The sequence below is a fragment of the Cytobacillus sp. EB106-05-05-XG126 genome (genome assembly GCF_058791715.1).
Window position 1 is genome coordinate 59484 of the sequence record NZ_JBYTDU010000012.1, and the last position, 18548, is coordinate 78031.

Sequence of the window (18548 nt, forward strand, 5' to 3'; positions counted from 1 at the left end):
ACGCCTTTTTATTTTAACTGAATTTCCCTTACCTTCTGTCTCTGCTCCTCCGGCCACCAGGCTCCGCAGTCGGCAGAGACTACACAGGCTGCACATTTTTTCAGATCGTACACCTTCATACCCGTAATCGGAGGCGAATAAAGGTGCAGTGTGACAAGGTTTTCCCTGCCTGCGCTCTTCATTTTGTGCACACCTTTTTTAGGCGCATAAAAGAAGGAGCCTTGGGACTTAACCTCTGCAAAAAGCTCAATTGGGACGTCTTCCCTCACTTCAAAAACAGTGTTTTCCGAATCTCCATTCATCACTTGAATCCATCCCTTTGAGTTTCCATGATCATGCGGGGCGCATTCGATATCCGACCAGTTCATGACGAGCAGCTCCACTTCATCATTTTGATAGAGAAGCTTGCGGTAATAGGGTTTTCCATCTGCCGGCTGCAAGTGTGGAAGCAGGTCCTCAAGCTTGATATTCAGTGAGGCCAAAGCTTTTTTAAGTTCATCTGCAGAAGGTGATTTTAAAGAAGCCAAAATGCTTTGAAACCGTTCCTTCATTTAACGACTCCCCTTTTCATGTGGATTATCGTTTTTTCCATGAAAAATATTTCAGCTGACCATTCACCATGATCACCCCTATAATAATTATGATTCCGCCCATGATGCTTATGAAGAAAATTTTTTCACGAAGCAGAAGAATGGCCGCAATAAGGGTAAATAGCGGCTCCATGTAGATAAACATGGATACCTTGGAGGCTTCCAAAACCTCGAGCGCCTTGGACCAGTACCAGTAGCCGATCCCTGAAACAAATATGCCCAGAAACATGATATGGGCCCATTCAGAACCAGCTAATAGATGGAATTTCTCCCATCCTCTATCTCTCAATAAAAAGGGAATTGTCAGCATGCATCCAAGCAGGCTCATATAAAAAGTGACCACAAGGGAAGGCAGCTTAATGTGCAGTTTTTTTACCAGGATGGAATATACGGCCCAATTCAGTGTACTTAGAATCATGAGGAAATATCCTATATTTAAAGCAAATCCCAGCGTCTGACCGCTCCTCGCTCCCGTTACCATGAGCACGCCGGAAATCGCAGTTATAATGCCCAGTGTCTTAAGGAATGTCAATTTTTCATGAAGAAAGATCATGGAGAGAAGCACGGTAAAAACAGGTGAAAAAGAAATAATCCATCCCGCAGAGGAGGCGTCTATCGTCTCTAAGGCTGTGACCTGGATGACCTGGTGGATGAAAACGCCAAGTACACCAAGAACAATTAAATGGGGAATATATTTAAGCGGAATCTGGAGCGGATATCTTTTCAAAAGAAGCACCAGGAGCAGAAAAGCCGCTCCAATAGCAAACCGGAGCATGATTAATGTATAAGGGTCCAGCTTATCCAAAACAGCTTTGGTGGAGACAAAAGAGACTCCCCAAAAACTGATCGAAATGGTTGCATAAAGTGAGGCTGCAAACTGTGGCTTCATGGGCGGGCATGTCCTTTCCGGAAGGGTTTTTACCATGATATGCTCGTCCGGATGTAACATGCGGTGTTTTTTTGGCAGTTTTGACAGGTTAGTTCCTATATTTATCATTTGACTGCTGATTTGGCTGGTTTGCTGTCTACTTTTTTGAGGCTGCTCTTTAGCTTTTGGTTTGCTGTCCGGATTTCTGTTTGTTTGCAGGTTTATTAGGTTTGTTTGCAAGTTATACCATCTTTGTTTGCAGTTTTCCTGATTTGCTTGCCAGTTTTAGCTTTTGTCTGCTGATTTTCATGGTTTATTTGCAAATATTCCTGATCTATTTGCTGATTTCCCAGGGTTATTTGCAAACATTCCGGATCTATTTGCTGATTTCCCAGGGTTATTTGCAAACATTCCGGATCTATTTGCAAAGTTCACATTTAGACAAAAAGGATGCCCGCAACTCATGTGGACACCCTTCTCCATCTATCTCAATATCCCCTGCAGCCAAGGCAGAACCACTTCATATGCTTTAAACCCAAGGTAAATGCCGACAATTCCCATAATCCCGGGAAGCGCTGGCGGAGCGGGAATCGGCAGCTTCATGAAAGCAAAGACGAATCCGACTAAGAATCCTGTAAGAATGGATAAAAGAACGATTTTCATGAGACCCTCCTAAAATGACTTACTATGTTTTACCAGTTTCACTATACCCTTAAACATATGACTTTAGCTTCCCCTTTTTCGTCTAAAACATGAAAAAAGCCGGCACCAATAAGTGCCAGCTTCCACTATTACATTTTTTCCGGAGCAGATACGCCGATTAATTTCAGGGAGTTCTTCAAAGTAGTCTGAACCGCTTTGATCAGTGCCAGACGTGCTTTCGTTCTTTCCGGATTTTCCGCATCCAATACTTTTTCAGCATTATAGAAGCTGTGGAAAGATGAAGCCAGTTCATAAATATAGTTCGTAATTCTGTGCGGCATGCGCTTTTGCGCTGCTTCACCGACAGCCTGCGGGAATTCGCCGATTTTCTTCAGAACGTCAATTTCCTTTTCCGCAGAAATCAGGGAGTAATCTGCCGCTTCAGCAGACATGCCCTGCTCTTCACCCTGGCGCAGAATGCTGGAAATACGCGCGTGTGCGTACTGTGCATAGTAAACAGGGTTTTCATTGGATTGGGATACAGCCAGATCAAGGTCAAAATCAAGATGTGTATCTGCGCTTCTCATTGCGAAGAAATAGCGTGTTGCGTCCAGTCCTACTTCTTCTACAAGGTCACGCATTGTTACCGCTTTGCCGGTACGTTTGCTCATCTTCATTTTCTCGCCGTTTTTATACAGATGTACAAGCTGGATGATCTCGACTTCAAGCGCATCACGGTCATAACCAAGAGCCTGGATGGCCGCCTTCATGCGCGGAATGTAGCCATGGTGGTCAGCACCCCAGATGTTGATCAACTTTTCAAAGCCTCTTTCAAGCTTGTCTTTATGGTAAGCGATATCTGGAGTCAGATACGTGTAAGAGCCGTCATTTTTAATAAGGACACGGTCTTTGTCATCTCCGAAAGTGGTGGAACGGAACCATGTTGCTCCCTCTTCCTCGTAAATGTGGCCGTTATCCTTTAATGCCTGAAGGGCTGTGTCGATTTTGCCATTATGATAAAGAGATGTTTCCGAATACCATACATCGAATGGAACGCGGAAATCTTCAAGATCCTGCTTCAGCTTCGCCATTTCATATTTCAGGCCGTATTCACGGAAAAAGTCAAAACGCTCTTTTTCATCCGCATTTACATATTTATCGCCGTGCTCATCAGCCAGCTTTTTGCCGATGCCGATGATGTCTTCGCCATGATAACCGTCAGCAGGCATTTCTTTATCTAAGCCAAGAGCCTGGAAATAACGGGCTTCAACTGATAGAGCCAGATTGTTGATCTGGTTGCCGGCATCATTGATATAGTACTCACGGGAAACATCGTAGCCGGCTTTGTCTAAAATGTTGCATAGGGAGTCGCCGACAGCTGCGCCGCGGGCATGTCCCAGATGCAGGTCCCCTGTCGGGTTAGCGGAAACAAACTCCACCTGGATCTTCTGATTGTTGCCGACTGTTGTTTCTCCGTACTGATCTCCTGCTTCCAGAACGGCCGGAATCAGATCAGTCAGATAAGCGTTATTCATGTAAAAATTGATAAAGCCAGGTCCGGCGATTTCAATTTTTTCAATGGAAGCCTTTGAGCTGTCAAAAGAAGCAATAAGCTCTTCTGCAATCACTCTTGGCGCCTTTTTTGCCACTCGCGCCAGCTGCATCGCCATATTCGTGGAATAATCGCCATGCGACTTTTCCTTCGGGATTTCAAGAATCACATCGGGAATCTGCTCTTCCGCTGCCAAACCGGCTTTCACAACCGCATCCTTAATTTCCTGCTTTAATTTTCCTTGCACCTGCTCAACTATGTTCATTGTTCTCCTCCTCAAACGTAATCGCCAAATGGTATGTACCTGCCTGGGATCCCTGCATTTTCAGGTCGTATAAAATATCAATCGAACCTTCGCCGGATTCCCCGTCATATTGATGGGCCATCCGCTTGGTCACCGTACCCATCTCAAACACTCCATACGGCGTCTCGTAGCTGCCGCGGAGCTTTTTATTCATTCTGAAAGGGAGCCTCATTTTCACGGCGCCGCTTCGTAAAATTAGCCCGTCTGCATCGGACATTTTTATAATCGTCTTAACTGTTCCCTCTTCCATCACTTCATCATACTGAAGGAAACGGGCGGAATCTTTTATATAGTATCGGCCAAAAGCAGTCAATTCAAAAGTCTCTTTGCTGCCTCCACTGCGAATATCTGTCTTCACATTAATCTTCACAGGCATTTGTTCCGCTGAGCGACTGGACAACGGCAACACATCCTTTTCATCATATATAACTATATAAGTATAAATACTTGATGGGGAAAGTGCAAGGAGGCGAAAGAAAGAAAGAAAAGCGGAAGCGCCTTGCCCACCCCCGACAAGCACAAGACGAGCCTCACGGAAAGGCGTCCTTTGCCTTTTTGGGAGGATTGCCTGAAAAGTGAAGGCGACTGTCCAGGGACGACAAGCATAAGCCTTCCAGAAGGTGTTCTTTCCTTCTGGAAGGGATCGCCTTATGTCTCGAGTCCCTAGGAGCCGCAACTAGACAAGCTTGTGACCTCGAGGGGGCAGGCGCTCCTCCTAAAAGCTAACGCCTTTAGTCGTGCGATGATGATGCTGTCGAAGCGTTCCTTGTGGAGCCAGACAGGCACCGCCCGAAATTTGACGAAAAAAAAACGGAGACCGAGGTCCCCGTTATTTTTTATTCACCCATCCCAGAATCATTTCCCGGATCAGTTTGCTGGCTGTGTTGGCCGTTTGTTCAGATGGGTCATAGATAGGCGCGACCTCGACAAGGTCAGCTCCCACAACATTTACATCTGAATGGGCAATTTCATGGATAGAAGCAAGAAGCTCTCTTGATGTGATGCCGCCTGCGTCCACTGTGCCTGTTCCCGGCGCATGGGCAGGATCCAGTACATCAATATCAATTGTTACATAGACTGGACGTCCGGCAAGCTTTGGAAGGATGTCCTTCAGTGGCTTATGCACTTCGAATTTGGAGATGTGCATGCCGACTTCCTTCGCCCACTGGAATTCTTCTTTCATGCCGGAACGGATGCCAAAAGAATAGACATTGCCTGGCCCGATCAGGTCAGCTGCTTTGCGGATTGGTGTTGAGTGGGATAATGGCTCCCCTTCATAATCCACACGAAGATCTGTATGGGCATCCATGTGGATAATCGCGAGATCCGGATATTTTTTGTACATCGCTTTGATGACAGGCCAGGAAACGAGATGCTCTCCGCCCATGCCAAGCGGGAATTTACCCTCAGCCAGAAGCTGATCGATAAACTCTTCAATCATATCGATGCTTTTCTGCGGATTTCCGAATGGCAGCGGAATATCGCCGGCATCATAATATTTTACCTCTTCCAGCTCGCGATCCAGGTATGGGCTGTACTCTTCAAGCCCGATGGACACTTCGCGGATGCGGGCAGGGCCGAAACGGGAACCCGGACGGTAGCTAACTGTCCAGTCCATCGGCATGCCATAAATGACTGCTTCACTTTCCTCATAACTAGGATGGCTTTTAATAAACACATTGCCTGAATAGGCTTCATCAAAACGAACCAAGGTCATCCCTCACTTTTTATGTAATCAGGAAGGCTGCTCTGAGTAGCAGCCTGTCCATTATTTCACTAAGTCTGCAACAAATTTAGGCAATACGAATGCCGCTTTATGCAGTTCTTTTGTATAGTATTTTGTTTCGATCTCATGGAAGCGTTCTTCGCTTACTTCTAATGGATCGTATTTTTTAGAGCCGATTGTGAACGCCCACATGCCGCTTGGGTAGGTAGGAATGTTGGCAGTGTAAAGGCGGGTGATCGGGAAAATTTCTTTCACATCGCGCTGCACGTTGCGGATAAGGTCCGCTTTGAACCAAGGGTTGTCAGACTGGGCCACGAAGATGCCGTCTTCTTTTAGAGCTTTAGAGATCCCAGCATAGAAACCCTTAGTGAATAGGTTTACCGCAGGTCCTACCGGCTCAGTTGAGTCAACCATGATTACATCATACTCATTTTCGCTTTCCGCAATGTGCATGAAGCCATCGCCCACCTGTACATCTACGCGCGGGTCATCAAGCTTGCCTGCAATCTCAGGAAGGAATTTCTTTGAGTACTCAATTACCTTTCCGTCGATATCTACAAGAGTCGCCTTTTTCACGCTTGGGTGCTTAAGGACTTCACGGATGACGCCTCCGTCCCCGCCGCCTACTACAAGTACGTTTTCAGGGTTTGGATGTGTGAACAAAGGAATGTGCGCAACCATTTCATGGTACACAAATTCATCCTTGATTGAAGTCATAACCATGTCATCAAGAAGCAGCATATTGCCCCACTCTTCTGTTTCCACCATATCAAGCTTCTGGAATTCTGTCTGTTCTGTATGTAAAGTACGCTTCACCTTCATCGTAATGCCAAAGTTCTCTGTTTGTTTCTCTGTAAACCAAAGTCCCATTCTTTAATCATTCCTTCCATAAAAAAATGAATTATCACTAAAGAGCAGCAAAAAGCATTTTCATCTTTTATACTTCCCTAACATGTAAATAACAAACACAGAAAAAGTATAGATGAATCTAGCAAAATTGCAAGAAAAATTTCGCTTTTTAATAGAGAAGATGTTTAAAATTGGACTCTTTTTTCAATACTAAAGTTATGTACTTATGCTTATTTTATTTTTCGCATTGCACTTAGAAAGATTTAGGGGGTGCCACACTTGGAGTTAATGACCGATCAGCGTTTCAGAAAAACAATGAAATATTTGCGTGCATTTCTCATTATTAGCTTAATAGGAATGGCTTTAGCCGCTGTGATGATTGGGGGCATTCTGGTATATGCCAAAATCCTGGGACCGCCGCCGCTCTCTGTTCCGCAGTCGACTTTATTTTTCTCTGAAGATGGCACGGTGATTGGAGAAAGCCACAACGGGCAAAAGCGCTACTGGGCACCTCTTGATGATATCAGCCCGCATCTGGTTGATGCGACGGTTTCGATTGAGGATAAGAATTTTTTCGAGCACAATGGCTTTGATTATAAAAGAATTGCCGGTGCCGCTCTCGCTGACCTCAAAGCAATGGCTAAGGTTCAGGGGGCCAGCACCATCAGCCAGCAGTATGCCCGCAACCTGTTTCTCGAGCACGAAAAAACCTGGAAGCGGAAACTGCTTGAAGCTTTTTATACCATAAGGCTTGAGATGAATTATACAAAGAAGGAAATCCTTGAAGGCTATTTAAATACGATTTACTACGGCAATGGAGCTTATGGAGCACAGGCAGCAAGCCAGTTTTATTTTGGGAAGGATGCCAAAGAGCTTACATTATCTGAGGCTTCCATTTTATCCGGCATCCCTAAGGGTCCTGGCATTTATTCGCCATTCGCATCAGCGGAAAAAGCAGAACAGCGGCAGAGGGTGATTCTGCAGACCATGGTGAAAAACGGGATGGTCAGCCAAAAGGAGGCGGATCTTGCTGCCGCAGAGGAGCTTGAGCTGGTCGGGGAGCACATGCACCCGAGAGCGAAAACGGCCCCCTACTTTCAGGATGCGGTCCGCAATGCTCTTAAAACACAGCTGAAGCTGGATGACCGGACCATTGAATTGGGCGGATTGAAGGTTTATACCACTTTGGATCTGAAGGAACAGGAAATCGCGGAAGAAACAGTAGATAAGATGATTTCAAAAGACTCGGAGATTCAGGTCGGGGTTGTGGCCATGAATCCGAAAAACGGCTATGTCAAAGCGATGGTCGGCGGCCGGGATTATGAGGAAAGTCCCTTTAACCGGGCAGTCCAGGCCGTCAGGCAGCCGGGATCGACGATCAAGCCGCTGCTTTATTATGCGGCATTGGAGCAGGGATTCACCCCATCCACTCCAATCCGGAGCGAGCAGACGACATTCCGCTTCGAAGACGGCACACCGGACTACACACCGCATAATTTTAACAGCAAATATGCGGATGACGATATTACAATGGCTCAGGCGCTGGCTTTATCTGACAATGTGTACGCAGTGAAGACTCATTTATTTTTAGGAGAAGAAACGCTTGTCAATACAGCGAAGAAGTTTGGCATCACTTCTAAAATGGCGAAGGTGCCTTCTCTGGCACTCGGCACATCGGGTATGAGAGTCATTGAGCTGGCGAACGCCTACAGCATGTTTGCCAATGGAGGGAAAAAGGTATCACCGGTGCTGATTAAACGCGTGGAAAATCATAAAGGCGAAGTCATCTATGAGCAGGAGCCGTTCCAGATGAAGGTTCTGAAGCCTGATCTCGCCTTCGTCATGACACATATGATGACGGGAATCTTTGACCGGAAGCTGAACGGCTATGCCCAGGTAACCGGCAGCACAGTCATCAACGATATGACCCGCCCGTATGCAGGCAAGTCGGGCTCAACCGAAACGGACAGCTGGATGGCAGGCTTTACACCTCAGCTGGTTACCGCCGTATGGACCGGCTATGACAAAGGCCAGGTTATCACTAAAACCGTTGAAAAAACGTATGCCAAAAACATTTGGATCCGGTTCATGGAAGAAGCCCATAAAGGGAAGCCGGCCAAGGAATTCAAGGCACCTAAAGGTACTGCCGGTGTCTACATCGACCCGGCCAACGGAAAAATAGCCGGGGAAAACTGCCCCGTCAAGCGCCTTACCTACTTCGCAGAAGGCACAGAACCTGCGGAATACTGTACAGACCACCTGAACCACAAAAAAGAGGAAAAGTCAGAGCAGCCTGAAAAGAAGCAGGAGACACCTTGGTATAAGAAACTGTTCCGGTGGGCTTCGTGACACACCTTAATAAATAAAAAATGAAAAACCCCGGGGTCCGAATCCCGGGGTTTTTCGTGTCCTAGTGCTATACTGTGCCTTCACACTGTTAATTAGTTTACTTTTTTTATGGGAATTGTACAAGTAGTTAGAAAATCACGTCAAAAAAATGTCACAATTTCGTCACAAAATTAGACTTTTTTTCTAAATGGCTTGTAAATCTGTTTTTAGCTGTTCCGCCGATCTTTCCCACATGCCTGCGTCATGGTTTTTCAGGAAATCGGCCAGCACCTTCTTGGATTTCTCGTCCATATGATCGACGATGATATGTCTTTTAATCGATTTATCCATGCGGTTCACATGCTCGGGCAGCGATTTGTAGCCCCGGCGAATCTCCCTGTCGACCGTCATTTCGCAGGCCGTAACACCTGCATAGTAGGCGCCTCCCTCTTTGCGGTCAATAGTAATCCAAATCAGCCAGTACGGCTTTCCGTTTGGTACTTCCTCTTTGCTTTTCAAAAACTTGATGCCTTTTTCCACTGGACTGCGCGCATGCATGGCACCCACTTCAATAGACGCCTCCCCGGCATCCACATCAATGATGACCGGTGTCACATTATCAAGGCTCAGAGTCCCGACCCCGAATCCGCCATGTCCATCTGTCGGGTCGCTCTTGATAATATTAAAATCGACTTTCTTTTTCTTTTTTTCTTCCATCTTCACGTCCTCCTATGCAAGTACTGGGTTCTTATTATTATGTCATAAATAATTCATAGAAAAAATCATTTAGGCCGCTCGCCAGAACCGGCAAAACGGTGTTAAAAATCGGCTGGATGGTGTATTGATCCAGCGGGGTAATGACAAGAATCAGGAAAATAACGGAGCCATATGCCTCAAACCGGGTCATTTTCGGGCGAATATGGGCCGGCGCCAGATCCTCAATAATTCTATAGCCATCGAGCGGCGGAAACGGCAGCAGATTGAATACAAACAGCACCAAATTCAGCTGAATAAAGATGTTCAGAAAATCTGCCACAAACGCTGGAAACGAAGCTGCGAGACCGGTTCCGGCAAGGGCATACCAGATGAAAAAGCCCAGAACAGCCATCACAAGATTGGATATCGGTCCCGCAATGGAGACAGAGATCCCGGCAAGCCTCGGATTTTTGAAAAAGAAGCGGTTGACCGGTACAGGCCTGGCCCATCCGAAACCGGCAATAAAAATCAGGATCGTCCCAATCGGATCCAGATGCTGCATGGGATTTAACGTTAACCTTCCCTGGTTTTTTGCAGTGGAATCCCCAAACTTATAAGCCATATAGGCGTGGGCAAATTCATGAACCGTAAAGGCAATCATCAATGTTACCGCCACATAGGGAATCTCCCTGAGAGAAAACGCCAAAAATTGTTCCAAAAGCCAAAACTCCCTCTCCTGCCGGCTAAAAAAGCCAGGCTTTATTTATACATACTATGTAGGAAAAGCCGCTGCTATTTACCTAAAAGTATACATGAACGCCTGGTCAAAGGGAATCAGGCTTGCACATTGCAGGAAAAAGTGGAAAAATACAAACAAGCATACATAATGAGGAGGAATAGAAATGCCATACGTAACCGTGAAAATGCTTGAAGGCCGTACTGAGGAACAGAAAAAAGCGCTCGCTGAAAAAGTAACAGCGGCCGTCAGTGAAACAACTGGAGCACCAGAAGACAAAATCGTCGTATTTATCGAAGAAATGTCCAAAAACCACTACGCTGTCGGCGGAAAACGCTTAAGCGACCAGTAGAATTGCGTAAAAAGAGGCAGTTTCCTATAACGGAGACTGCCTTTTTCTATGAGTTTTTGCATAATGGGCGGTTATATTTGCGGATAGCACGATTTTACTTGCGGATAAAAAAATTTATTTGCGCATAGCATGGTTTTACTTTCGCATAAAAAATTTCTGTGCACATAGCCGGAATTTATGTGCACATAGCACAAATTTCTGTGCACATAAAAATTTTTCTATGCGCACAGCCCAATTTCAGCGCTCATAATACTATTTATGTGCGGTAAGACTCTTTCAGCAAAAAACAAAGCCGGGCACTCAATGCAGCCCGGCTTTTTCTCTTAAGCTTTCAATATATTGATACGCCTGTTCCACTTCTTCATCCGTGTAGCGCTGTTTGCTTTTCAGGGTGAAGACTTTTTCTTTCACTTCTTCCTTAGGCAGGTCATTGAAATAAAGCACCGTTGAGACGAGTTCAAGGAATCTGGCATTCTGGCCGTTCATATCGAGCAGGCATTCCTGAAGGCTCGGCATATCGACTGTGTTGATGCCCAAAAATTCCTTGCCGGTTTCAGTAAGCGTATAGCGATACTGATAGTAACCGCCCTTTTTTTCCTTTACTTCGTTTAAAAATCCCATGTTGCAAAGCTCTTCGACCCTTAGTGTCAATTCTTCCGAATATGGCCCGTAAAAGTGAAATTGAAATCTTTCCTGAAAGGGAAAGGCGATGTTCTTGGCGATATAAATCATTTTCTGCAGCTTTTTCCGTCCCACGATTTCTTCAGAGACTGCAATGGCGTGCATTAGTTTGGCGTGATCCTTTAACAAAGCTCTTCATCTCCTACTCCGTTTTTTCCCGTATCTATGTTTTAGTCAATTTCCAGCAGCATTTTAATCTGCTTTTTAATGTTTGGCTTTTTACTGTCGTCTGCAATAAAATCAGCCGGAAAGTACAGCTTATGATCCGTTCGGCGTTTCCCGGAAATAGCATCTACGATCTCTGATTCACGGGAAAGCTCGCGGATATCCCCATTTTTCAGCAGCAGATGAATCGGCAATCTTTCTTCTTCCTCCCCCGGACGGTAAAAGTCATAAGGCAAATCAGATGAAGAATCGACGACCAGGTAATATTCAGGATCCATGCCTGCCTTTTTAAACAATGCCGACAGCTCGGCCAGCTTCTTGTATTCTTTCGCCGGGTCGAATTCCACGTATTTATATAAATTCCTGTCCATAAAGCGGCAGCAGAGATCCTTTAGAATCGGATCTTCTTCTTCCTGCCACATCTGAAAATAATAAAGAATAATAGCTTCATCAAGCTTTATATAATCCTCAAGAGTGATCTCCCCATTGAATAAAGAATAAAAATGGATTGGATCATATTTGAATTTGTATTTCTGTTCATGCAGATCTTTTGCGCGATGCAGGATTTTCGTCAGGATGACCTCTGCACTCCGGGTAACCGGGTGAAAATACACCTGCCAATACATCTGGTAGCGGCTCATTATGTAATCCTCAACAGCATGCATCCCGCTCTGCTTAATCACGACCTGATCTTCCCGCGGCCTCATGACACGCAGGATCCGCTCCATATCAAAATGGCCATAGCTGACACCGGTAAAATAAGCGTCCCGCTGCAGATAATCCATCCGGTCCGCATCAATCTGGCTGGAAATCAGGCTGACGACCAGCTTATTTTTAGATGTTTTGGCAATCACATCCGCCACCTTCTGAGGAAAATCGGCACTTACCCTTGTAAGCACATGATGGACCTCGGTGTCTCCGAGAATGATCGCCCTCGTATAATGTTCATGATCCAGGTCGAATACTTTTTCAAAAGAGTGCGAGAACGGACCGTGCCCCAAATCGTGGAGAAGTGCCGCGCATAAAGTCAGGATGCGATCTTCTTCATCCCATTCCGGCCTTCCCAAAAAGACATCATCGGAAATGCGGCGCACAATCTCGTAAACTCCGAGCGAGTGATTAAAGCGGCTATGCTCAGCACCATGGAAGGTTAAATAAGTTGTCCCGAGCTGCTTAATTCTTCTGAGACGCTGAAACTCTTTTGTCCCGATTAAATCCCAGATGACTCTGTCCCTGACGTGTATGTACCGATGAACGGGGTCTTTGAATACTTTTTCCTCATTTAACTTTTCCGCTGAATATGCCATTCCGTACCCTCCGCTTTTCCTGTTTCCACGCACGCCGAACCTGTTGTTCCCAATTTCTGGCGTATACTTATTATATCCCGATTATAGTGTCAATTCATCACAAAATTCACCGTTTTTCATGGCTGTTCGACAGAAACCGCGATACATCAATCATCAGGCCAAGAAATATTTTTCGACTTTTCTAAAAACAATATTGCCTCCTAAGTCTATTTACCAATCAGGGTTAAATCATAAACACAGGCAAAAAATAAAATCACCGCAGGACAGGAGTCAGGGTGATCTTTATTTTTTCAGCTTTTTATTGATTTTCTCCATCAATTCCTCTTCCGTCAGTGCGGCAAGGGGACGGTTATTGACGAAAGCAAATGTTTTTTTGCGGCCTGGTCCGCAATAGGACTGGCAGCCGACATCAATTTTTGCTTCTGGATCTATTTCTTTTAATCGCGGTACCAATGTCTTCAGATTTACTGCCTGACAATCGTCGCAAACACGGAATTCGTTTGCCATCTTCGTACAACCCTTTCTGCGGTCAATCTTTTATATATCCCTGCGCTTTTTGCGCCTTATCTTCTTCGTTAAAGCATGTCCGCTGCACGGCATTCCTATTCAAAGTAAAGGACTGCCCTGCCCAACTGCTACAGGCTATTTTAAAACTAATCGACCTTCATTGCAAGCTGTAATCATTAACTTGGGTGGTGAATCTTAGTAAACTTCACAAAACTGCCATACGTATCTAGCGAAAATAAAATTTTTTAAAATAATCTACTATCCTTTTAATCACCTTTGTATAAAATCTGCCAGGTTTGTCCATCCTTTAACTAAGGCAACAGCAAAAAGTAATCATTTAGGGAGTTGAGGTTATATGAAAATACGTCAGGACGCTTGGACAGATGAAAACGATTTATTGCTTGCAGAGACCGTTTTACGGCATGTGAGGGAAGGCAGCACACAGTTAAACGCTTTTGAGGAAGTTGGAGACAAGCTGAACCGCACCTCAGCAGCATGCGGATTCCGCTGGAACGCTGTGGTGAGGCATCAATATGAAAAAGCGCTTGGGCTGGCCAAAAAACAGCGCAAGCAGAGACAAAGAATGCTAGGAAAGGATCAGGGCGGCAAGAAAAAACTCTTATACTCTCCGCCGGTTCCGACGATGCAGGAGGTCTCAGCAGCACCAGTTCAGACAAATGCAATCGTACCGCCGTCACCAGCAGACTTTTACGAGGAGCGCACAGAGGATGAAGCGCCTGTGCAGACAGAAACGGTTCCATCCTACACCTATTCAGATCCGGTTTACACGGCACCTGCACAGCTGGATATGGATACCGTTATCGCATACTTGCAAACATTGAATCATTCTGGAATTCAGGTTGATATACTAAAGAATGAGAATGAAAGATTGAAGCGCGAAAATGCGGATCTCAGAAGCCAAAATGAAGAGCTTGAGAGCAAAATCGGCAAGCTGGAGCAGAATACAGTAACCATTCAGGAAGATTACGAGACACTGATGAAAATCATGAACAGAGCCCGCAATTTTGTTCTGTTTGATGAAGAAGAAAGGCCGGCATCCAAGTTCAAAATGGACCGCAACGGCAATTTGGAGAGAGTCGCTGAATAGAAAAGCGGAAGCGCCTTGCCCTCAAGGCGCTGAAGTTCCCGGCATCGGGAGCAGGAGAAAATGGCAGCAATTCCTTTCAAGGAGGGCCGCAGATCGATAACGACTGCGGCTCTTCTTTTATTTATTCGCTGCCCAGCACTTTCTCATTCCGCTCCATTACACGGCGTGAATAGCCCTCAAACAGGCCTGCCTCCTCATTTGTCAGCTGCCCTGCATAAAGGCGGCCGGATTTCTTTTTCAAGGATTGGAGAAAGCGGAGCATCACATCCTGAACCGTCAGCTCTGTCCCCAGCAATTCCGACAGTGATGCCATGACAGCCGGCTGAATTTCAGGGTATTGGAATTTCGTCTGTTCTTCTTTTCTGGCAAGAGAATAGAATTTGCCAATCAGATCGGCCCGCTCACTTCCGCTGCCATCCACGCATAAATAGATTTGCACAGCCACCCCATTGCGGAGGCGCCTCTGCGAAATGCCGGCAAACTTCTGTCCCCCGATGCTTAAATCATAGCTTCCTGGGCAATAGGAGCCGACAATTTCACGCGCGTCTATTTCTATATTAAAATCGGAAAACATCTCCTGGATGAGCACCCACATCGCATCATATCCGCGGTTTATATCAATTCCCTTCTCCCTTTCAGGAAATATCAGCGAAATATTCAGGACTCCCTGATCCAGAACAACAGCCAGGCCGCCGGAGTTTCGGACGATCACTTCATAGCCCTGGCTTTTTAAAAAATTTATGCCCTCATTCAAGAAAGGAAGCTTCGTATCCTGTATGCCAAGCACGATCGTATTATGATGCACCCATGTCCTCGCAGTGGCAGGCGCCCCGCCGGCTCCGACAGAAGCACAGAGCGTATCATCCATTCCAAATGAGTGCAGGGCATTTAAGTGGATTCCCGCAGCAGACTGGTCAATGACCCGCCATTCTTCCTGAAAAAGCAAATCTTGTTGCGAATTCATCTTTATTTGATCCCCTTTTGCCGATATTTGGAGTTAATCGGCAGAATTTATCTATTTAATCGCAGTATCCTTTAGATTGATGGACTAACTGCAGCTTTATCGGTTAATGATCTCTTTTATCGGCCATATTCGAACCCTTACCGGCCAAATATCATTTTTTACAGGCCAAAATCGAGACTTTATCGGCCAATAGCCATATCCAGATACATTATAGCAAAAAAGCCAGTCACAAGGGACCGGCTTCTAAAATGCTGTATTATTGATTTAAAGCCTGAGCTGCTGTAATTAAAGCAAGCTTATAGACATCTTCCTCGTTGCAGCCGCGGGACAGGTCATTAACCGGGCGGTTCAAGCCTTGAAGAATTGGTCCCACTGCCTCGAAGTTTCCAAGGCGCTGGGCAATTTTGTAGCCGATGTTGCCGGCTTCCAGGCTAGGGAAAACAAATACATTCGCATCACCCTGGATTGGTGAATCCGGAGCTTTTTTCTCTGCTACAGATGGAACAAATGCCGCATCAAATTGGAATTCCCCATCGATGATCAATAGCGGATCACGAACTTTAGCTGCTTCAAGTGCTGCCGAAACCTTTTCCGTTTCAGGAGACTTGGCAGAGCCCTTTGTCGAGAAGCTCAGCATTGCTACACGCGGTTCGATATCGAACATTCTGGCTGTCTTCGCGCTTTCAATCGCAATTTCCGCCAGATCCTGGCTGTCAGGCGAGATGTTGATGGCACAATCGGCAAAAACATATTTCTCATCATCACGGACCATGATAAAGACACCCGATGTTTTGCGCACGCCTTCTTTCGTTTTAATAATTTGCAGTGCCGGGCGCACTGTATCAGCTGTCGAATGCGCTGCACCGCTCACCAGGCCGTCTGCTTTATTCGCATAGACGAGCATGGTTCCGAAATAGTTTTCATCCAGAAGGATTCTGCGCGCATCTTCTTCTGTCGCTTTGCCTTTGCGTCTTTCAATAAATGCAGCCACAAGCTCATCCATCATTAAAAAGCTGTTTGGGTCATAAATTTCAGCTGAATCCAGGCTGATATCCATGTCTTTTGCTTTCGCTTCAATTTCCGCGATGTTTCCAATCAGGATTGGAGTGATGATTTTTTCTGCAGCCAATCTGCCGGCAGCCGCTAAAATGCGCTCATCCTGTCCTTCCGGAAAAACGATTCGTAAATTCTGCCCTGTTACTTTTTCTTTCAATACTGTGAATAAGTCACTCATGCTAATTCCTCCTACGGCCATAATTTTTCCGTTCAAATTAATAGAAATTCTCCTATATACTCCCTTAGAATACTCTTCATCCTAAGAATTTCAAGGAGTTCACCCGCTGTTAGCGTTTACAAATAAAATGTTTTTGTTTTCGGTAAATTTCCAATAATAAATATCCTTCTGCTGCCGCAGCTTCATACCTTTTTTAAGATATCCATAATGCCCTCTTTGTAAACGGGGTTTTGCGGTGACAGGCACCTTCACCATTTAGGCGAGCTGGTATAGGTACCTGTCACCATGAGGAATTCCAACATTTCAAGTTTTGTACACATGTTAATTGGAGAAACTATGGTATAGTAGGGATGAGAATTTCAGTACATATTAGGAGTGATTATAATGAGTGAAGCAGCAGTAACGCTTGATGGCTGGTATTGTTTACATGACTTCCGCACAGTTGATTGGACAACTTGGAAAATGGTACCCAGCGAAGAGCGCCAGGCAGCGATCCACGAATTTATGGCCCTAGTGGACAAGTGGAACACAACACAAAGCGAGAAAAACGGCAGTCATGCCCTTTATACAATTGTCGGCCAAAAAGCTGATTTTATGATGATGATCTTAAGGCCTACTATGGAAGAGCTGAATGAAATTGAAAACGAATTCAACAAATCAAAATTAGCTGAATTCACGATTCCAGTTCATTCCTATGTGTCTGTTGTCGAGCTGAGCAACTACCTGCCTGCAGGAGAAGACCCATACCAGAATCCGCAGATCCTGGCACGCCTTTATCCTGAATTGCCAAAAGCGAAGCATGTCTGCTTCTATCCGATGGACAAGCGCCGCCAGGGCAATGACAACTGGTATATGCTTCCGATGGAAGACCGCCGCAATATGATGCGCAGCCATGGCATGATCGGCCGCCAGTATGCCGGAAAGGTAAAACAGATCATCACAGGCTCTGTTGGCTTCGATGATTACGAATGGGGCGTTACCCTATTCTCTGACGATGTCCTTCAATTTAAAAAGCTTGTTTATGAAATGCGCTTTGATGAAGTAAGTGCACGCTACGGCGAATTCGGCTCTTTCTTCGTTGGAAACATCCTGGAAGAGGACAAAGTAGAAAAGTTCCTTCACATATAATAAGTAAAGCTCCCGGCTTCGGCTGGGAGTTTTTCTTTTTCTTCCGGTTATAAAAAAACATGCCCTTACATAGTAATGAAATAGTGAGTTTCTATTTTAAATTCAACCCGCAGGACTGTCCGACAGTCTACTCTCAAATACGCGGATAGAAAATGCTGATTTTAATACTTAGGAGGGACTAAATTGAGTCAATCAAATTATGGTCAATACCCTTATTATGGTTACCAGCAGCGTTATAGCGACGGCACGCAAATGCCGCAGAACTTTCAGGCCCAGCCGCAGTTTCAGCCGGCACAAACAGGCGGAGCCATGCCAAATGCGAGCTCAGGGGGAATGTTTCCAGGTGCAGGTGCAGGCGCTGGCATGGGCGGCATGGCAGCTGCTCCATCTATTCCGGGAATGCTTCCGCTTGAACAATCCTATATCGAAAACATTCTTCGCCTGAACAAAGGGAAACTTGCCACAGTATATGCCACATTTGAGAACAATACGGAATGGAACGCCAAAATATTCAAAGGCCTCATTGAGGCAGCCGGGCGGGATCACCTGATTCTGAGCGATCCTCAAACAGGGCAGCGTATCCTTCTTCCAATGATCTACTTAGACTATGTGACGTTTGATGAGGAAATCGAATATGAATACCCATTTGGCGGAGGACAGGGATTGTCGCAATATTCGCCGAGGTAACAGGAAAGGCCTTGCTTCTGAAGGCTAAAAACTCAGCCATCTTCAGCAATCGAGTAGGAGGGGGTGACTAACCCCCGACCTCTCACACCACCGTACGTACCGTTCGGTATACGGCGGTTCATTT

Annotated in this window: 19 protein-coding genes; 5 read left to right on the plus strand and 14 right to left on the minus strand. The window is 45.6% G+C overall.

The features are described from left to right. Window positions 1-8: 8 nt before the first annotated feature. The 7 genes from AC3WTL_RS21155 to speE all read right to left on the minus strand — a co-directional run bounded on the left by AC3WTL_RS21155 (window position 9) and on the right by speE (window position 6552). A complete protein-coding gene (locus AC3WTL_RS21155; RefSeq protein WP_248350057.1) occupies window positions 9-551 on the minus strand; it encodes a cysteine dioxygenase in 543 nt (180 codons plus the stop codon). A 25-nt stretch (window positions 552-576) separates the two neighbouring features. Then, window positions 577-1479, minus strand: a complete 903-nt coding sequence (locus tag AC3WTL_RS21160) for a DMT family transporter (protein WP_222501454.1) — start codon at window positions 1477-1479, stop codon at window positions 577-579. Window positions 1480-1941: 462 nt separating this feature from the next. Further along, entirely contained in the window at window positions 1942-2121 is a 180-nt protein-coding gene (locus tag AC3WTL_RS21165; protein ID WP_009332314.1) for a XapX domain-containing protein, read from the minus strand. A gap of 128 nt (window positions 2122-2249) precedes the next feature. Next, the gene (gene argS, locus AC3WTL_RS21170) at window positions 2250-3917 is read right to left on the minus strand and encodes an arginine--tRNA ligase (protein WP_252220368.1); all 1668 of its coding nucleotides are present in this window, start codon (window positions 3915-3917) and stop codon (window positions 2250-2252) included. Then, a complete protein-coding gene (locus AC3WTL_RS21175; protein WP_035328037.1) occupies window positions 3904-4356 on the minus strand; it encodes a YwiB family protein in 453 nt (150 codons plus the stop codon). The genes argS and AC3WTL_RS21175 overlap by 14 nt, the downstream gene beginning before the upstream one ends. Before the next feature lie 429 nt (window positions 4357-4785). Then, the gene (gene speB, locus AC3WTL_RS21180; RefSeq protein WP_226618759.1) at window positions 4786-5667 is read right to left on the minus strand and encodes an agmatinase; all 882 of its coding nucleotides are present in this window, start codon (window positions 5665-5667) and stop codon (window positions 4786-4788) included. A 57-nt stretch (window positions 5668-5724) separates the two neighbouring features. Continuing rightward, the gene (gene speE, locus AC3WTL_RS21185; protein WP_095243190.1) at window positions 5725-6552 is read right to left on the minus strand and encodes a spermidine synthase; all 828 of its coding nucleotides are present in this window, start codon (window positions 6550-6552) and stop codon (window positions 5725-5727) included. A 258-nt stretch (window positions 6553-6810) separates the two neighbouring features. Here speE and AC3WTL_RS21190 point away from each other — a divergent pair, with 258 nt between their 5' ends. Beyond that, entirely contained in the window at window positions 6811-8880 is a 2070-nt protein-coding gene (locus AC3WTL_RS21190) for a transglycosylase domain-containing protein (RefSeq protein WP_492369987.1), read from the plus strand. A gap of 183 nt (window positions 8881-9063) precedes the next feature. On the opposite strand, the gene AC3WTL_RS21195 is transcribed toward AC3WTL_RS21190, so the two are convergent. Together AC3WTL_RS21195 and AC3WTL_RS21200 are read right to left on the minus strand one after the other, a co-directional pair. Beyond that, entirely contained in the window at window positions 9064-9576 is a 513-nt protein-coding gene (locus tag AC3WTL_RS21195; protein ID WP_076257049.1) for a YwhD family protein, read from the minus strand. Window positions 9577-9613: 37 nt separating this feature from the next. Next, window positions 9614-10273, minus strand: a complete 660-nt coding sequence (locus tag AC3WTL_RS21200) for a site-2 protease family protein (protein WP_048009457.1) — start codon at window positions 10271-10273, stop codon at window positions 9614-9616. Between the two features lie 184 nt (window positions 10274-10457). Between AC3WTL_RS21200 and thmT the strand changes: the two genes are divergently transcribed. Continuing rightward, the gene (thmT, locus tag AC3WTL_RS21205) at window positions 10458-10643 is read left to right on the plus strand and encodes a 2-hydroxymuconate tautomerase (protein ID WP_009332324.1); all 186 of its coding nucleotides are present in this window, start codon (window positions 10458-10460) and stop codon (window positions 10641-10643) included. A 300-nt stretch (window positions 10644-10943) separates the two neighbouring features. On the opposite strand, the gene AC3WTL_RS21210 is transcribed toward thmT, so the two are convergent. The 3 genes from AC3WTL_RS21210 to AC3WTL_RS21220 form a co-directional block, all read right to left on the minus strand. Then, window positions 10944-11453: a YwgA family protein gene (locus tag AC3WTL_RS21210; RefSeq protein WP_197217520.1), complete on the minus strand. Its 510-nt coding sequence runs from the start codon at window positions 11451-11453 to the stop codon at window positions 10944-10946. A gap of 41 nt (window positions 11454-11494) precedes the next feature. Further along, a complete protein-coding gene (locus AC3WTL_RS21215) occupies window positions 11495-12796 on the minus strand; it encodes an HD domain-containing protein (protein WP_048009459.1) in 1302 nt (433 codons plus the stop codon). Between the two features lie 282 nt (window positions 12797-13078). After that, on the minus strand, window positions 13079-13303 hold the full coding sequence (locus AC3WTL_RS21220; protein ID WP_048009460.1) for a YuzB family protein: 225 nt from the start codon (window positions 13301-13303) through the stop codon (window positions 13079-13081). 355 nt (window positions 13304-13658) lie between these two features. On the opposite strand from AC3WTL_RS21220, the gene AC3WTL_RS21225 reads away from it, so the two are divergent. Beyond that, entirely contained in the window at window positions 13659-14411 is a 753-nt protein-coding gene (locus tag AC3WTL_RS21225) for an RsfA family transcriptional regulator (protein WP_492369988.1), read from the plus strand. 121 nt (window positions 14412-14532) lie between these two features. Here AC3WTL_RS21225 and lipL read toward each other — a convergent pair whose 3' ends face one another. Continuing rightward, window positions 14533-15375, minus strand: a complete 843-nt coding sequence (lipL, locus tag AC3WTL_RS21230; protein WP_492369989.1) for an octanoyl-[GcvH]:protein N-octanoyltransferase — start codon at window positions 15373-15375, stop codon at window positions 14533-14535. Window positions 15376-15631: 256 nt separating this feature from the next. Continuing rightward, the gene (gene pta / locus AC3WTL_RS21235; RefSeq protein ID WP_197249046.1) at window positions 15632-16609 is read right to left on the minus strand and encodes a phosphate acetyltransferase; all 978 of its coding nucleotides are present in this window, start codon (window positions 16607-16609) and stop codon (window positions 15632-15634) included. Window positions 16610-16993: 384 nt separating this feature from the next. Here pta and hemQ point away from each other — a divergent pair, with 384 nt between their 5' ends. Both hemQ and gerQ read left to right on the plus strand, forming a co-directional pair. Continuing rightward, the gene (gene hemQ, locus AC3WTL_RS21240) at window positions 16994-17737 is read left to right on the plus strand and encodes a hydrogen peroxide-dependent heme synthase (RefSeq protein WP_035328069.1); all 744 of its coding nucleotides are present in this window, start codon (window positions 16994-16996) and stop codon (window positions 17735-17737) included. Window positions 17738-17989: 252 nt separating this feature from the next. Continuing rightward, window positions 17990-18424 (plus strand): spore coat protein GerQ, encoded by a 435-nt coding sequence (gene gerQ / locus AC3WTL_RS21245; RefSeq protein WP_492369990.1) that lies wholly within the window; start codon window positions 17990-17992, stop codon window positions 18422-18424. The last annotated feature ends 124 nt before the right edge of the window (window positions 18425-18548 follow it).

Excerpts from the sequence above, each read along its gene's own strand:
- speE (WP_095243190.1), bottom strand. The coding sequence starts at position 6,552 with ATGGGACTTTGGTTTACAGAGAAACAAACAGAGAACTTTGGCATTACG.
- AC3WTL_RS21195 (WP_076257049.1), bottom strand. The coding sequence starts at position 9,576 with ATGGAAGAAAAAAAGAAAAAGAAAGTCGATTTTAATATTATCAAGAGC.
- AC3WTL_RS21225 (WP_492369988.1), top strand. The coding sequence starts at position 13,659 with ATGAAAATACGTCAGGACGCTTGGACAGATGAAAACGATTTATTGCTT.
- argS (WP_252220368.1), bottom strand. The coding sequence starts at position 3,917 with ATGAACATAGTTGAGCAGGTGCAAGGAAAATTAAAGCAGGAAATTAAG.
- AC3WTL_RS21160 (WP_222501454.1), bottom strand. The coding sequence starts at position 1,479 with ATGAAGCCACAGTTTGCAGCCTCACTTTATGCAACCATTTCGATCAGT.
- AC3WTL_RS21215 (WP_048009459.1), bottom strand. The coding sequence starts at position 12,796 with ATGGCATATTCAGCGGAAAAGTTAAATGAGGAAAAAGTATTCAAAGAC.
- gerQ (WP_492369990.1), top strand. The coding sequence starts at position 17,990 with ATGCCGCAGAACTTTCAGGCCCAGCCGCAGTTTCAGCCGGCACAAACA.
- AC3WTL_RS21220 (WP_048009460.1), bottom strand. The coding sequence starts at position 13,303 with ATGGCAAACGAATTCCGTGTTTGCGACGATTGTCAGGCAGTAAATCTG.
- thmT (WP_009332324.1), top strand. The coding sequence starts at position 10,458 with ATGCCATACGTAACCGTGAAAATGCTTGAAGGCCGTACTGAGGAACAG.
- hemQ (WP_035328069.1), top strand. The coding sequence starts at position 16,994 with ATGAGTGAAGCAGCAGTAACGCTTGATGGCTGGTATTGTTTACATGAC.
- pta (WP_197249046.1), bottom strand. The coding sequence starts at position 16,609 with ATGAGTGACTTATTCACAGTATTGAAAGAAAAAGTAACAGGGCAGAAT.
- AC3WTL_RS21155 (WP_248350057.1), bottom strand. The coding sequence starts at position 551 with ATGAAGGAACGGTTTCAAAGCATTTTGGCTTCTTTAAAATCACCTTCT.
- lipL (WP_492369989.1), bottom strand. The coding sequence starts at position 15,375 with ATGAATTCGCAACAAGATTTGCTTTTTCAGGAAGAATGGCGGGTCATT.
- AC3WTL_RS21165 (WP_009332314.1), bottom strand. The coding sequence starts at position 2,121 with ATGAAAATCGTTCTTTTATCCATTCTTACAGGATTCTTAGTCGGATTC.